Here is a 14,216-nt window from a genome sequence, read left to right as displayed (position 1 = left end):
ATGTCCACAGTTGTCGCTCGTACCCGGGACGAGCTGGCCGTAGCCCGCGAGAAGCTCACCGGCACGGTCGCCGTCGTGATGACGATGGGGGCCCTGCACTCCGGCCACGCCGAGCTGGTGCGTCAGGCGCGGGAGCGGGCCGACAGCGTGATCGTCACCGTCTTCCTCAACCCGCTGCAGTTCGGCCCGGGCGAGGACCTGGCCAAGTATCCGCGCACGTTCGACAGCGACCTCGAGCTGTGCGAGCGGGAGGGTGTGGACCTGGTGTTCAACCCCTCGCCGGACGTGATCTACCCGGGCGGCGACCCGGGCGTGCGGGTCTCGGCCGGGCAGCTCGGGGCCAAGCTCGAAGGCGCCTCCCGGCCCGGGCATTTCGACGGTGTGCTCACCGTGGTGGCCAAGCTGTTCCACCTGACCCGGCCGCAGCTGGCGTTCTTCGGGCAGAAGGACGCGCAGCAGCTGCTGCTGATCCGGCGGATGGCCAAGGACCTGGACTTCGGCTGCGAGATCGTCGCCGTGCCCACCGTGCGGGAGAGCGACGGCCTGGCCCTGAGCAGCCGCAACCGCTACCTCACGGAGCTGGACCGGGAGTGCGCCCTGGCGTTGTCCCGGGCCCTGCGGGCCGGGCAGGCGGTGCGGGCCCAGGGGCCGAGCGCGGTGCGCCGGGCCGCCCGGGACGTGCTGGTGGCCGAGCCCCTGGTGATCGTGGACTACCTGGTGCTGGTCGACCCGGTCGGCCTGGACGACGTGCCGGAGTACTTCCAGGGCGAGGCCGTGCTGCTGGTCGCGGCCAAGGTCGGCACCACCCGGCTGATCGACAACCTGCCCCTGGTGGTCGGGGGCCCGGCGTGAGCCCGAGACTGGCCACCCGGCTGGCCACCCCCCAGATCGGCTGGACCAGTCAGGCCGACGTGGTGGTGGTGGGCTCGGGGATCGCCGGGCTCACCGCCGCACTGCGGCTGCGACGTCGGGTGCCCCGCGTGCTTCTGGTGACCAAGACCGTCCTTGATTCCGGCTCCACCCGGTGGGCGCAGGGCGGGATCGCCGCGGCGCTGGCCCCGGAGGACTCGCCGGCCGAGCACCTCGACGACACCCTGGTCGCCGGGGTGGGGCTGTGCGACGAGGGTGCGGTGCGCGCCCTGGTCACCGAAGGCCCCTCCCGGGTGCGGGAACTGGTGGCTCTGGGGGCGAACTTCGACCTCACTCCGAGCGGCGAGATCGCGCTGACCCGCGAGGGCGGCCATCACCGCGACCGGATCGCGCACGCCGGTGGCGATGCGACCGGGGCGGAGATCTCGCGCGCGCTGATCGCTGCTCTGGAGGCGGTGCGCGACGACCCGGGCATCGAGGTGCTGGAGCAGGCCCTGGTGCTCGACGTGCTCACCAGCGCAAACGGAACTGCTTGCGGGGTAACGCTTCACGTCATCGGTGAAGGCAGTCGCGACGGAGTCGGGGCGGCGCTCGGCCGGGCGGTCGTGCTGGCCACCGGGGGCATCGGCCAGGTCTTCCAGTCGTCCACCAATCCGCGTGAGGCCACCGGCGACGGCATCGCGGCGGCTCTGCGGGCCGGGGCCGAGACCGCCGACCTGGAGTTCGTGCAGTTCCATCCGACCGTGCTCTGGCTGGGCCAGAACGCCCGGGGTCAGCAGCCGCTGATCTCCGAGGCGGTGCGCGGCGAAGGGGCCCAGCTGCTCGACGTCAACGGCCTGCGCTTCATGACCGGTGTGCACGAGATGGCCGAGCTGGCCCCGCGTGACGTGGTGGCCAAGGCGATCGTGCGGCAGATGGCCACCACCGGCACCTCGCACGTGTTCCTCGACGCCCGGCACCTCGGCCGCACCTTCTTGCGCCGGCGCTTCCCCACCATCGTGAACGCGCTCGCCGGGCACGGTTTCGACCCGGCGGAAGACCTGATCCCGGTGGCGCCCGCCCAGCACTACCACTCCGGCGGGATCCGGGTGAACGCCGACGGCCGTTCCAGCCTGCCCGGGTTGTACGCGGTGGGCGAGTGCTCGTGCACGGGTGTGCACGGGGCGAACCGGCTGGCCAGCAACTCGCTGCTGGAGGGTCTGGTGTTCGCCCACCGAATTGCGGACGACGTCAGCGCGCGGCTCGGGAGCGGGGAGCTGCCCCAGCTGGAGGCCGTGGACCGGCCGGGGCCGGCCGGCCTGCTCGCGGCCACCGCGCGGGTGAAGGTGCAGCGGGCCGCCTCTTCCGGACCCGGGGTCATCCGTACCGCCGAGGGGCTGGAGAAGGCGGCCGCGAGCCTGGCCCGGATCTCCGCCGCCGGTGGCACCGAGGTCCCGGTGGGCGTGGACAAGATCGACGTCACCCACGGCACCGCCGAGTGGGAGACCACCAACCTGCACACCGTCGCCACCGTGCTCACCCAGGTCGCCGCCCTGCGCGAGGAGACCCGCGGCGGGCACTACCGCGAGGACTTCCCGCAGCGCGACGACGCCGCCTGGCGCGGCCGGCTGATCGGCCGGCTGGACCCCGACGGTGAGCTCATCACCCGGTTCGAACCCCTGGAAGGCTGATCGTGGATCGCTGGCAGACCGAGACCCCCTGGCCCACCGGCACGATCGAGGCCCTGACGGCCGCCGGGCTGGACCCGGACCGGGTGCGCTCGGTGGTGCGCGACGCCCTGGCCGAGGACCTGGGCATCGGCGGTGCCGTCGTGCAGGTACCCGGGGCCGCTCCCGGGCACGACGTGACCAGCGAGTCCACGATCGGGGCCGAGGTGCCGGGCCGGGCCCACGTGGTCGCCCGCGCGGCCGGGGTGATCAGCGGGATGCCGCTGGTGCCGGTGGTTCTCGCCGAGGTCTCGGCCTGGACCGGGCTGCCGGCGGCCACCGCCGAACTGCGGGTCCCGGACGGCCGGGCCGTGGTCCGCGACGACGTGCTGGCCGTGCTGCACGGGCCGGTCCAGGTGCTGCTGATCGCCGAGCGCACCCTGCTCAACCTGGTCTGCCGTACCAGCGGCACGGCCACCCACACCCGGCGCTGGGTGGACGAGCTGGCCGGCACCGGGGCGCAGGTGCTGGACACCCGCAAGACCACGCCGGGGCTGCGGATGCTGGAGAAGTACGCGGTGCGCTGCGGCGGCGGCACGAACAAGCGGATGGGCCTGTACGACGTCGCGATGGTGAAGGACAACCACAAGATCGCGGCCGGCTCGGTGGCCGAGGCCTACCGCCTGGTGCGGCAGCGCTTCCCGGAGGTCGCGGTGCAGGTGGAGGTGACCACCACGGCCGAGGCGGTGGAGGCGGTGCAGATCGGCGCCCGGTTCCTGCTGATGGACAACATGTCGCCGGCCCTGCTGGCCGAGAGCGTGAAGGCGGCCCGGGCGACCACCGGCGAGCCGATCGAGATCGAGGCCACCGGTGGGCTCACCCTCGAGGTGGCGGCCGAGTACGCCCGCACCGGGGTCGACTACCTCTCGGTCGGCGGGCTGACCCACTCCTCACCGATCCTCGACCTGGCGATCGACCTGGTCGGCTGAGAACCGTTACACCGGCCGGGAACCGGTGCGGCACACCGCGGTGTGCCGCACCTCGCGGCTCAGGCCCGGTCGGCCAGCAGACGCTCGTAGTTGTTGCGCAGCCACTCGGCGATCTTGACCCGCTCGGTGAAGCGCGCCGTCGGGTCGGCCCGCAGCACCTCCTGGGTGGCCACCGCCTTGCCCAGCGCCTCGGTCAGCGAGGCCACGTCGGGCAGGCCGTCGCGGTCGCTGGTGTAGGAGAGGCTGCCGGCGTCCGGACGCTGCTGGGCGGCGTGGTTGGCGGCCGGCATGATCGCCTGGGTGCCCAGGTCGTAGCAGGCCTCCGGCCACACCGAGTGCGAGCCGAAGAAGGGCGGTACGAGTGCGGCGTCGAGGCCGAAGATGTTGTCCCAGAGCTGGGAGTCGGTCATCGGCCGGTGGGCCCGCAGCGAACCGCCGGCGGCGCTGAGCAGCCGGTCGATCTCGCGCACGGTGGCCGGGTCGTAGCGGGTGGAGTCGGAGTCGAGCAGGTGGTCGTGGGCGAACGCCACCAGGCGCACCTCGGGCACCTGCCGGGCCGCCTCGGCCAGCGCGGCGACCACCTTGACCGGATCGCTCGGCAGCCGCAGGCCGCCCAGGTGCACCCCGACCACGAACGGGCTGTTCTGGCCGCGGGCGGGGCGCTCGCGGCGCATCCGCACGAAGTCGACCGCGTGCGGGTGGGGCTGCACGTCGGCGCCCACCGACCAGCGCCGGGCGATCTCGTCGGCGGCCCCGGCGGTGAGCGTGATCACCTGGTCCGCGGCCGGGATCAGGGCGTCCAGCTGCTCGGCGTACCCGGCCTCGTCCAGGCCGGTCGGGTCGCTCAGGTGGTAGGCGGTGACCACCAGCGGGCGGCCGGACTCACGGGTGGCCCGGATCGCCGCCTGCACGTGCTCGGCGTTCATCCGGGGGGCCAGGGCGTGCACGTGGACGACCTGCATGTCGCCGAGATGGGCGGCCAGCCAGGCCGGGTCGAACGCGGCCGGGGGGCGCGGCGCGGACCCGGGCATCTGCACCGTCGGCCGGTGCACACCGTCGACACCCTCGGGGTGACCGAGGTGCCGGACGTAGACACCCCGCCCGGGGAGTGCCGCGATGCGGATGATCGTGCGACCCTCCCACTCGGGGGAGGCACGACGTCGTTTACGGGAGGGGGACACAGGCGCCTCTCGAGAGGTTCCGCTCAAGGAAACGGGTGAGGAACTCGCGCCTGTGCTGGACGAGGGGGCCACCATAACCTGATCATCTTCCTCTCATCGACCGGCGCGATCTCCGGCCGTGCAGGTCGGCCGCCGCTGCCGCTACTCGTTCGAGCCTGGCATCTGTGATCGCTTTGCGCGCGCTGAAGCCTGATGCTGGGAGACCGGCGGTCGTCCGGCCGCCGCCTTCGAAAGGATCCTTCTTTGACCATCCGCGAGTTCGGGAACGACCTGCTGACAAGCCTTCTCGAGTTCACGCTGCAGTCCGTGCCGGGCAGTCTCGGCGTCGGCCTCAGTGTCGCGACGGACAGCCGGAACGAGGGCGGGACACCGAAGACCGTCGCGGCGATCGGAGTCGCCACGGAACTCGACCCGGCGCAGTGGCAACATGCCCACGGGCCGATCTGGGACGCCTTCCGCCGGGACGCCGTGGTCACCCGGCCGGACAGCGACGACGCCAAGCTCGGCCTGGGCGACCTGCCCGGCGTCGAGCCGAAGCTGCTCGAGCAGGTCCGGGGCGTGATCTTCGTCCCCGGCGAGTTCGGGTCCGACCTGCCCACCGTGTTCTCGGTCTACCTGGACCGGGTGCCGGACAGCCAGGTGCTGCGCGAGATCGACCGCTACGAGCCGCTGGTCACCCAGGCCCTGGCGGTGGTGGAGTACTGCGCGGGCGAGGAGCAGGTGGCCCAGCAGATGCTGCAGATGACCCAGTACCGCCGGGTCATCGAGCAGGCCAAGGGGCTCGTGATGGGGGCGATCGGCGCCGACGCCCCGGCCGCCTTCGCCGCCCTGGCCCGGGCCAGCCAGCACTTCAACATCCGGCTGCGCAACCTGGCGGTGGCCCTGGTCGAGCACGTCGGCGGTCAGGCGGCCGAGCACCCGGAGGACCCGGAACTGGTGGTCCGCCCCACCCCGGCCGAGCGCGAGACCGCGGCCCGGATCTGGGCGGCCCTGACCACCAGCGCGATCCTCGAGCAGTCCTGAGCGGCCGGGGTTGACGGCGGGGCGATCAGCGCCTAGGCAGCCGACTAGGATGACTCGTCGTGACCGAACAGCAGGCAGCCCACCCGGCAGACGCGCCCGTCCCGAACGGGGAGGACGTACCCGAGCAGATGCGTATCCGCGCGGAGAAGCGGGCGCGCATCCTGGCCGAGGGCAAGCCGGCGTACCCGGTCGAGGTCGAGCGCACGCACTCCCTGGCCGAGATCCGCACCGCGCACGCCGAGCTGGAGACCGGCGCCTCCAGCGGCGAGATCGTCTCGGTGGCGGGGCGGGTGATGCGCTTCCGCGACGCGGGCAAGCTCTGCTTCGCCGTGCTGCAGGACGGCGATGGCACCCAGCTGCAGGTGATGGTCACCGCCAACGGGGTCGGCGCCGAGGCGCTGGCCGCCTTCAAGGCCGACGTCGACCTGGGTGACTTCGTCACCGTGCACGGTGAGGTGATCTCGTCCAAGCGGGGTGAGCTCTCGGTGATGGCCGACCGCTGGGCGATGGCGGCCAAGGCGCTGCGCCCGCTCCCGGTGCTGCACAAGGAGATGTCCGAGGAGGCCCGGGTCCGGCAGCGCTACGTCGACCTGATCGTGCGCCCGGCCGCCCGCGACGTGGTGCGCACCCGTGCCGCCGTGGTCCGCTCGCTGCGCGAGACGTTCCACGGTCGCGACTTCGTCGAGGTCGAGACCCCGATGCTGCAGACCATCCACGGCGGGGCCGCGGCCCGGCCGTTCAAGACCCACATGAACGCCTTCGACCTCGAGCTGTTCCTGCGGATCGCCCCCGAGCTCTTCCTCAAGCGCGCGGTGGTCGGCGGGATCGACCGGGTCTTCGAGATCAACCGCAACTTCCGGAACGAGGGTGCCGACTCCACGCACTCGCCGGAGTTCGCGATGATCGAGGCCTACCAGGCCTACGGCAACTACGACTCGATGGCCGAGCTCACCCGCACCCTGGTGCAGGCGGCCGCCACCGCGGTGGCCGGCGGCACCACGGTGACCCTGGCCGACGGCACCGAGTACGACCTGGGCGGCGAGTGGCAGCAGATCACCATGTACGGCTCGCTGTCGCAGGCCGCCGGCCGGGAGATCACCGCGCAGACCGACCTGGCCGAACTCGTCGAGCTGGCCGCCAAGCACGACGTGAAGGTGGAGAGCTGGTACGGCCCGGGCAAGCTGGCCGAGGAGCTCTTCGAGGAACTGGTGGTGCCGGACCTGTACGCGCCGACCTTCGTGCGCGACTACCCGGAAGAGACCTCCACCCTGGTCGCCCCGCACCGCAGCACCCCCGGGGTCGCCGAGAAGTGGGACCTGTACGTGCGCTCGTTCGAGCTCGGCACCGGCTACTCGGAGCTGGTCGACCCGGTGGTGCAGCGTGAGCGCTTCGTGGCCCAGGCCAAGGTCGCCGCGGCCGGTGACGACGAGGCGATGCGCCTGGACGAGGACTTCCTGCGGGCGATGGAGCACGGCATGCCGCCCACCGGAGGCATGGGCATGGGCCTGGACCGCCTGTTGATGGCGGTCACCGGGCTCGGCATCCGGGAGACGATTCTGTTCCCGTTGGTCAAGCCGGAATAGCGGCCCGCAACCGCTGAAGTCGTAGGAGTCGACATGGACTACGTGGCCGCGATCTTTCCCTCGATCGGTGTTCTCTTCCTCTTCGTGATCGCGATCCGGGCGGTGTTTCAGGCCGACCGGCGTGAGCGCCTGGCCCAGGCCGCCGAGGACCGCCGGGCGGCGGCGGCCGAGAAAGCCGCGGGGCAAACGCATACCGCGCAATCGACCGGGCAATCGGCCGGCCCCGGTGAATCGCCGAAGCCGGCCGGTACACCGGGACAGCAATAACTGTCACCGGTTCGGCCGAACGGGTGACGCAACGCGCTACCCGTCGGCCGACTACCGGGGAAACTCAGAAAGTCCCGGAGCTGCGGAAGATCTGCTAAGCACCGGCTATTTGTGGTCATGCTGAGGTGTTGGCTTGACATGCTGGAATGTCGACTCCATCATTCCCATGAATGGGTTCGCCTGCCCGGGGTGGACTCCGGTGGCGTTTCTAGGAGTAATTGATGGCGCAGAAGGTGCAGGTCATTCTTGTTGACGACCTGGACGGGGGCGAGGCCGAGGAGTCGGTGTCGTTCTCGCTCGACGGGGTCAGCTATGAAATTGACCTCTCCGCAGCGAATGCGGAGGCATTGCGGGACGCGATCGCACCGTGGGTGGGGCACGCGCGCAAGGTCAGTGGCCGTACCACCCGGGCCGGAAGCCCGCGCGGGCGCCGTCCGGCCTCGTCCAAGGCGGATCTGGGCGACGTGCGGGCGTGGGCCCGGGAGAACGGCTACCAGGTGAGTGACCGGGGCCGGGTCTCGGCCGAGGTGATGGCCGCCTACGAGGGCGCGCACTGAGCCTTCCGCCGTCTCCGCCGCCGGTTACCGGCGGCGGAAATCAGGGGGGAACAGCAGCGCCACCTCCGTGGAAATCACGGTGAAGTTCGTGGACGGGCGCCGAACCGTGAAGGTTCGGCGCCCGTCGCCGTTTGCCGGGTCTTTTTTCCTCGGCCGGCCGGAGAAAAAGACGACCGCAGAATTTCGGCGTTTTCCCGAATTCACTGGTCGGCCCGAATGAAGGCCGGCCGGAAACTGTCGGACCCGGCCCGGACCTAAGCGGCACCCCGATCGGATCGTGTCTAACCGGTGCCGGAAGGTGGTGTGATGCGATCGACTCCCACCGCCGGGTAACCCCCCCGACTTCATCACCGGCCGGAGCTCGTACTGACAACGTGGCCGGAGGAGTTTGTGTGATCGTTCCGGCGCTGCCTGTTGTTCTGCAAGGATTGCTTGTGCAGTGAACGGTGCAATCGTTGTGCTCATCCGGCATTGTCCGCTTCGTGTCCGGTGCCCTCGCGCGGGTGGTGAAAAGCCCGCCGAATTCCTGGCCGGGAGACGCCTGAGGGGGCCGGGGCCGAGTGGGTGATCCGGGGGCGCGCCGGAAGATCCCGGGTGGCACTCTGGACGGGCAGCCCGCGTAGAGGGGCTCCTCCGGCGCGTCGCGTCCGGCGCTCCCGGCCGGACATGGGCACGAAGACCGCAAAGCGCCGGAAGGGTGCCGGTTCTGTCCGCCGACAGCGAACATCGAAGTGCTGTGCCGCGAGCCTGGAACACGTAAGGTTCCAGCTCCGTTGGCCGATGCACGGGTGTCGGAACAGTCTCACTCTCAGAACGCAGGGTGTTTCTTTCCGTAGCCCCAGATAGCATCGATAAGGTCAGCGAGACCTCAGTCTCACCCCCACTGACCGCACGAGGAGCGCAGATGTTCGAGAGGTTCACCGACCGCGCCCGCCGTGTTGTTGTCCTGGCCCAGGAGGAGGCCAGGATGCTCAACCACAACTACATCGGTACCGAGCACATCCTGCTGGGGCTGATCCACGAGGGCGAGGGAGTCGCAGCCAAGGCGCTGGAGTCCCTCGGCATCTCGCTCGACGCTGTCCGCGAGCAGGTGCAGGAGATCATCGGTCAAGGACAGCAGGCCCCCTCCGGGCACATCCCGTTCACGCCCCGCGCCAAGAAGGTGCTGGAGCTGTCGCTGCGGGAAGCGCTGCAACTGGGCCACAACTACATCGGTACCGAGCACATCCTGCTCGGCCTCATCCGTGAGGGCGAGGGCGTCGCCGCCCAGGTGCTGGTCAAGCTCGGCGCCGACCTCAACCGCGTGCGCCAGCAGGTCATCCAGCTGCTGTCCGGCTACCAGGGCAAGGAGCCGGCCGCGGCCGGCGGCCCGGCCGAGGGCACGCCGTCCGGCTCGCTGGTGCTCGACCAGTTCGGCCGCAACCTGACGCAGGCCGCCCGCGAGGGCAAGCTCGACCCGGTCATCGGCCGGGAGAAGGAAATCGAGCGGGTCATGCAGGTGCTGTCGCGGCGCACCAAGAACAACCCGGTCCTGATCGGTGAGCCCGGGGTCGGTAAGACGGCGGTCGTCGAGGGCCTGTCCCAGGCGATCATCAAGGGCGAGGTGCCCGAGACGCTGAAGGACAAGCAGCTCTACACCCTCGACCTCGGCGCCCTGGTGGCCGGCTCGCGGTACCGCGGTGACTTCGAGGAGCGCCTGAAGAAGGTGCTCAAGGAGATCCGCACCCGCGGCGACATCATCCTGTTCATCGACGAGATCCACACCCTCGTCGGGGCGGGTGCCGCGGAGGGCGCGATCGACGCCGCCAGCATCCTGAAGCCGATGCTGGCCCGCGGTGAGCTGCAGACCATCGGCGCCACCACGCTCGACGAGTACCGCAAGCACATCGAGAAGGACGCCGCCCTGGAGCGCCGGTTCCAGCCGGTCCAGGTGCAGGAGCCCTCGCTGGCCCACGCCATCGAGATCCTCAAGGGGCTGCGCGACCGCTACGAGGCGCACCACCGGGTCTCCATCACCGACGCGGCCCTGGTCGCGGCGGCGACGCTGGCCGACCGGTACGTCAACGACCGGTTCCTGCCGGACAAGGCGATCGACCTGATCGACGAGGCCGGCGCCCGGTTGCGGATCCGCCGGATGACCGCTCCGCCGGACCTGCGCGAGTTCGACGAGAAGATCGCGCAGACCCGTCGCGACAAGGAGTCCGCGATCGACGCGCAGGACTTCGAGAAGGCGGCCTCGCTGCGCGACAGCGAGAAGAAGCTGCTGGCGGCGAAGGCCGAGCGGGAGAAGCAGTGGAAGGCCGGCGACATGGACGTGGTCGCCGAGGTCGACGAGGAACTGATCGCCGAGGTCCTGGCCACGGCGACCGGTATCCCGGTGTTCAAGCTCACCGAGGAGGAGACCTCGCGTCTGCTCCGGATGGAAGACGAGCTGCACAAGCGGATCATCGGCCAGACCGACGCGGTGCGGGCGCTCTCCCAGGCGATCCGCCGTACCCGGGCCGGCCTGAAGGACCCGAAGCGTCCCGGTGGCTCGTTCATCTTCGCCGGCCCGACCGGTGTGGGTAAGACCGAGCTGGCCAAGGCGCTCGCCGAGTTCCTGTTCGGCGACGAGGACTCGCTGATCCAGCTGGACATGTCCGAGTTCTCGGAGAAGCACACGGTCTCGCGGCTGTTCGGTTCGCCGCCCGGGTACGTGGGCTACGAAGAGGGTGGCCAGCTCACCGAGAAGGTGCGGCGCAAGCCGTTCTCGGTGGTGCTGTTCGACGAGGTCGAGAAGGCCCACCCGGACATCTTCAACTCGCTCCTGCAGATCCTGGAGGACGGTCGCCTGACCGACAGCCAGGGCCGCCAGGTGGACTTCAAGAACACTGTGATCATCATGACGACGAACCTGGGTACCCGGGACATCGCCAAGGGTGTGCAGTTGGGCTTCCAGTCCGGCAGCGACACGAAGACCAGCTACGAGCGGATGAAGGCGAAGGTCGCGGAGGAGCTCAAGCAGCACTTCCGCCCGGAGTTCCTCAACCGGGTCGACGACACCATCGTCTTCCCGCAGCTGTCGCAGGACGAGATCATCCAGATCGTCGACCTGATGATCGCCAAGGTGGACGAGCGTCTGAAGGACCGGGACATGGGCCTCGAGCTCACCCCGGCCGCGAAGATCGCTCTGGCCCACAAGGGCTACGACCCCGTGCTGGGCGCCCGGCCGCTGCGCCGCGCCATCCAGCGCGAGATCGAGGACACGCTGTCCGAGAAGATCCTCTACAACGAGCTCAAGGCGGGCCAGATCGTTCTGGTCGACGCTGAGGGGGAGCCGGCCACGGCGACCTTCAGCTTCCGCGGAGCCTCGAAGAGCGGGTCCATCCCGGAGCTGGCCGGAGCCACCGAGAAGGGCGCTCCGCCGGTCGCCGGCGAAGCGGCTTCCTGATCCGCAGCACTGTCACGGCGAAGGCCGGAACCCCGTGGGGGTTCCGGCCTTCGGCCGTTTGTGGTTTGAAGACGTGCTTGGGCACCGATGTAGGTGCGTTTCCTTCGTGGGTGCCCACAAACGTCCAAAAGCAGTGGGGTTCCCGACTCACCGCACGGGTGCCGGGCGTGGGAACATCGACGGGTGGCTGAGTTCCGTGTCCGGCGTGCCCGCACCACCGACGTCCCCACCATCGCGAGCCTGGTCTCCGGCTACGCCGACGAGCGCATCCTGCTGAACAAGGAGCGGGTCACCTACTACGAGGACGTCCAGGAGTTCCGCGTCGCGGTGGACGCCGACGACCAGGTGATCGGGTGCGGCGCAGTGCACGTGCTCTGGGAAGACCTGGCCGAGGTGCGCACGCTGGCGGTCTCGTCGAGCCGGCGCGGGGCCGGGGTCGGGCACGCGCTGCTCGACACGCTCATCGAGCAGGCCACCGAGCTGGGCGTCTCCCGGTTGTTCTGCCTGACCTTCGAGGTGAAGTTCTTCGAGCAGCACGGTTTTCGGGAGATCGAGGGGACGCCGGTGGCGCCCGAGGTCTATCTGGAACTGCTGCGCTCGCGGGACGAGGGCGTGGCCGAGTTCCTCGACCTGGCCCGGGTGAAGCCCAACACCCTGGGCAACTCCCGCATGCTGCGTGAGCTATAGCGTCAGGCGGCGCACCAGTTCGGCGACGTCCGGCTCCTGAAGGGTGAGGTTCCGCACCCGAGCCCGGGAGGCCACGTCGGCAAGCACTTTCGCCGTGGTGGTGTGCCCGGGAGTGATGCCCAGCCGCTGCCGCAGACCTCCGGCCTCGACCGCGATCAGCTGGGTGCCGGGAACGTCGTCCAGCGGGCCGGCCGGGGCCAGCAGGTCGACCACCAGAACCTTCTCCGCGCCCAGCAGTTCGGTCAGCGCAGGCACGTTGCCGTCGAACCCGATCCGGCCTTCCACCCCGACCAGCAGCCGGGGGCAGGTGGACTCGACGTCGGCCAGGTCGCTGGTGAGCAGCAGCAGGGTGCGGCCGTTCATCCGGTTCTCCTGGCGCAGCACCGAGCGGATGCGCTCCTTGCTCGCCGCGTCCATGCCGCGGGTCGGCTCGTCCAGGATCAGCAGTTCCGGATCGGGCAGCAGGGCGGCCACCAGCTCGGCGCGGCGGCGCTGAGCCACGGTCAGGTCGACCACCCGGGTCCGCAGCACCCGGGTCAGCTCGAGCCGTTCGGCCAGCAGACGGGGGCGCAGGGTGGCGGCCTGCTCGGCGAGGCCCAGATGGCGCGCGAGCAGGCCCAGCGCATCCTCGAGCGGGATGTCGGGCCACAGGTGCGAGTGCTCGTTCACGATGGCGCCGACCCGTCCGGCCGACTCCAGCCCGGCCTGCACCGGGTCGAGGCCGAGCAGGTGCACCGAGCCGAAGCCCGGCCGGGTCATCCCGGTGGCCAGCTTGGCCAGGCTGGTCTTGCCCGCTCCCTCAGGGAGCAGCAGACCTACCGCCTCACCAGGGGTGACGGTGAACGACAGGCTGTCGAACAGTTGCCGACGGCGACGCCGCCAGCCCGTGCGCAGGGTGAAGGCGACGTGGTCGAAGGCAACAGCAGGCTCGGCCTCGGCCGCCTGGGCAGGCCGCGGCTTCCCCCCGTCGTTCTGGACCACGCGTCGAGGTTAGCGAAGATTTAAGTCGTTCAGACGGCAGTCGTAACGTACGCCCCGTGTATCCCATGTGGGGGTTTTCACCTAATGCTGCTCAGGCAGGGAGTTGGTAGCGCTCGTCCGGCAGTGGTTCGACCAGTCCGTCCTCGATCAGTCCGGCCAGGCACCGCGAGCGCTGCCCGGGATCGCGCAGGGCGCTGTCGGGCACCTCGATGACCAGCTGAGGCTGCGACAGCGGCTCCTTGCTGTGCCGTAGGGCGGCCATCAGGGCGCCGCGGATCTGCCGGTCGGTGCCGGCCCAGGCCTGCCCCTTACGGGCCGGGCCGGTGTGCGGGGGTGAGCCGGCCAACCGCCAGGCGCACTGCGCCGAGACCGGGCAGGCGGCGCACTTGGGGGAGCGGGCGGTGCAGATCAGAGCGCCCAGTTCCATCACTGCCACCGCCCAGACGTGGGCCTTCTGCTCGGGCAGAAGTTCGGTGGCGAGCCGGGTCTCGGCGGCGGTGAGCGCGGGCGGCGGGTACTCGACCCCGGAGACGGTGCGGGCGAAGACCCGGCGCACGTTGGTGTCGAGCACGGCGTGGCGCTGGCCGAAGGCGAAGCTGGCCACTGCGGCGGCCGTGTACGAGCCGATGCCGGGCAGGGCCAGCAGTTCGGCGTGGTCGCTCGGCACGCTGCCGTTGTGGCGCTCGACGATGGCCTGGGCGGCCTGGTGCAGGCGCAGCGCCCGGCGGGGGTAGCCGAGCCGACCCCAGGCCCGGATCACGTCGGCCGGGGAGGCATCGGCCAGGTCGGCGGGGGTAGGCCAGCGTTCGGCCCACTCGCGCCAGATCGGCAGCACCCGGTTGACCGGGGTCTGCTGCAGCATGATCTCGCTGACCAGGATCAGCCAGGGCGAGCAGCCCGGCTCGCGCCAGGGCAATTCGCGGGCGTTGGCCTCGTACCAGTCGAGGATCGGCCGGTGGAGCGGGCTTTCGTCAGCGATTGAGGACGGGGTGGTGCGGTCAC

The 14,216-nt window shown here is 70.6% G+C and carries 12 protein-coding genes; 9 read left to right on the top strand and 3 right to left on the bottom strand.

The window, feature by feature from the left end:
• Genes panC through nadC form a run of 3 tightly spaced genes read left to right on the top strand, consistent with a single transcriptional unit; the run spans position 1 to position 3,505 of the window.
• A complete protein-coding gene (gene panC / locus QSK18_RS01770) occupies positions 1-852 on the top strand; it encodes a pantoate--beta-alanine ligase (RefSeq protein ID WP_232814726.1) in 852 nt (283 codons plus the stop codon).
• Positions 849-2,540 (top strand): L-aspartate oxidase, encoded by a 1,692-nt coding sequence (locus QSK18_RS01765; RefSeq protein ID WP_285616391.1) that lies wholly within the window; start codon positions 849-851, stop codon positions 2,538-2,540. The genes panC and QSK18_RS01765 overlap by 4 nt, the downstream gene beginning before the upstream one ends.
• A 53-nt stretch (positions 2,541-2,593) precedes the next feature.
• Positions 2,594-3,505 carry a carboxylating nicotinate-nucleotide diphosphorylase gene (nadC, locus tag QSK18_RS01760; RefSeq protein WP_408624451.1) on the top strand — a complete coding sequence of 304 codons (912 nt, stop codon included), beginning with the start codon at positions 2,594-2,596 and terminating at the stop codon, positions 3,503-3,505.
• A gap of 59 nt (positions 3,506-3,564) precedes the next feature.
• Here the strand turns inward: nadC and QSK18_RS01755 are convergent, their stop codons facing one another.
• A complete protein-coding gene (locus QSK18_RS01755; RefSeq protein WP_232814723.1) occupies positions 3,565-4,686 on the bottom strand; it encodes a glycosyltransferase family protein in 1,122 nt (373 codons plus the stop codon).
• A gap of 243 nt (positions 4,687-4,929) precedes the next feature.
• On the opposite strand from QSK18_RS01755, the gene QSK18_RS01750 reads away from it, so the two are divergent.
• From QSK18_RS01750 to QSK18_RS01725, 6 genes are all read left to right on the top strand, one after another.
• Positions 4,930-5,709: an ANTAR domain-containing protein gene (locus QSK18_RS01750; protein ID WP_232814722.1), complete on the top strand. Its 780-nt coding sequence runs from the start codon at positions 4,930-4,932 to the stop codon at positions 5,707-5,709.
• A 59-nt stretch (positions 5,710-5,768) separates the two neighbouring features.
• Positions 5,769-7,292, top strand: coding sequence for a lysine--tRNA ligase (gene lysS / locus QSK18_RS01745; RefSeq protein WP_232814721.1), 1,524 nt, complete (start codon positions 5,769-5,771; stop codon positions 7,290-7,292).
• A 33-nt stretch (positions 7,293-7,325) separates the two neighbouring features.
• Positions 7,326-7,559: a hypothetical protein gene (locus QSK18_RS01740; protein ID WP_232814720.1), complete on the top strand. Its 234-nt coding sequence runs from the start codon at positions 7,326-7,328 to the stop codon at positions 7,557-7,559.
• A gap of 221 nt (positions 7,560-7,780) precedes the next feature.
• Positions 7,781-8,116 carry a histone-like nucleoid-structuring protein Lsr2 gene (locus QSK18_RS01735; protein ID WP_232814719.1) on the top strand — a complete coding sequence of 112 codons (336 nt, stop codon included), beginning with the start codon at positions 7,781-7,783 and terminating at the stop codon, positions 8,114-8,116.
• 904 nt (positions 8,117-9,020) lie between these two features.
• The gene (locus QSK18_RS01730) at positions 9,021-11,546 is read left to right on the top strand and encodes an ATP-dependent Clp protease ATP-binding subunit (RefSeq protein ID WP_232814718.1); all 2,526 of its coding nucleotides are present in this window, start codon (positions 9,021-9,023) and stop codon (positions 11,544-11,546) included.
• 183 nt (positions 11,547-11,729) lie between these two features.
• The gene (locus QSK18_RS01725) at positions 11,730-12,233 is read left to right on the top strand and encodes an amino-acid N-acetyltransferase (RefSeq protein ID WP_232814717.1); all 504 of its coding nucleotides are present in this window, start codon (positions 11,730-11,732) and stop codon (positions 12,231-12,233) included.
• On the opposite strand, the gene QSK18_RS01720 is transcribed toward QSK18_RS01725, so the two are convergent.
• Together QSK18_RS01720 and QSK18_RS01715 are read right to left on the bottom strand one after the other, a co-directional pair.
• Entirely contained in the window at positions 12,228-13,214 is a 987-nt protein-coding gene (locus tag QSK18_RS01720; protein WP_285616390.1) for an ATP-binding cassette domain-containing protein, read from the bottom strand. The genes QSK18_RS01725 and QSK18_RS01720 overlap by 6 nt on opposite strands.
• A gap of 91 nt (positions 13,215-13,305) precedes the next feature.
• The gene (locus QSK18_RS01715; protein WP_232814715.1) at positions 13,306-14,130 is read right to left on the bottom strand and encodes an iron-sulfur binding domain-containing protein; all 825 of its coding nucleotides are present in this window, start codon (positions 14,128-14,130) and stop codon (positions 13,306-13,308) included.
• Positions 14,131-14,216 lie beyond the last annotated feature (86 nt).

Source organism: Kineosporia sp. NBRC 101677, assembly GCF_030269265.1.
GTDB classification, from domain to species: domain Bacteria; phylum Actinomycetota; class Actinomycetes; order Actinomycetales; family Kineosporiaceae; genus Kineosporia; species Kineosporia rhizophila.
Note: the sequence above shows the minus strand (reverse complement) of the source record. Positions and strands in the feature narration are given on the sequence as shown.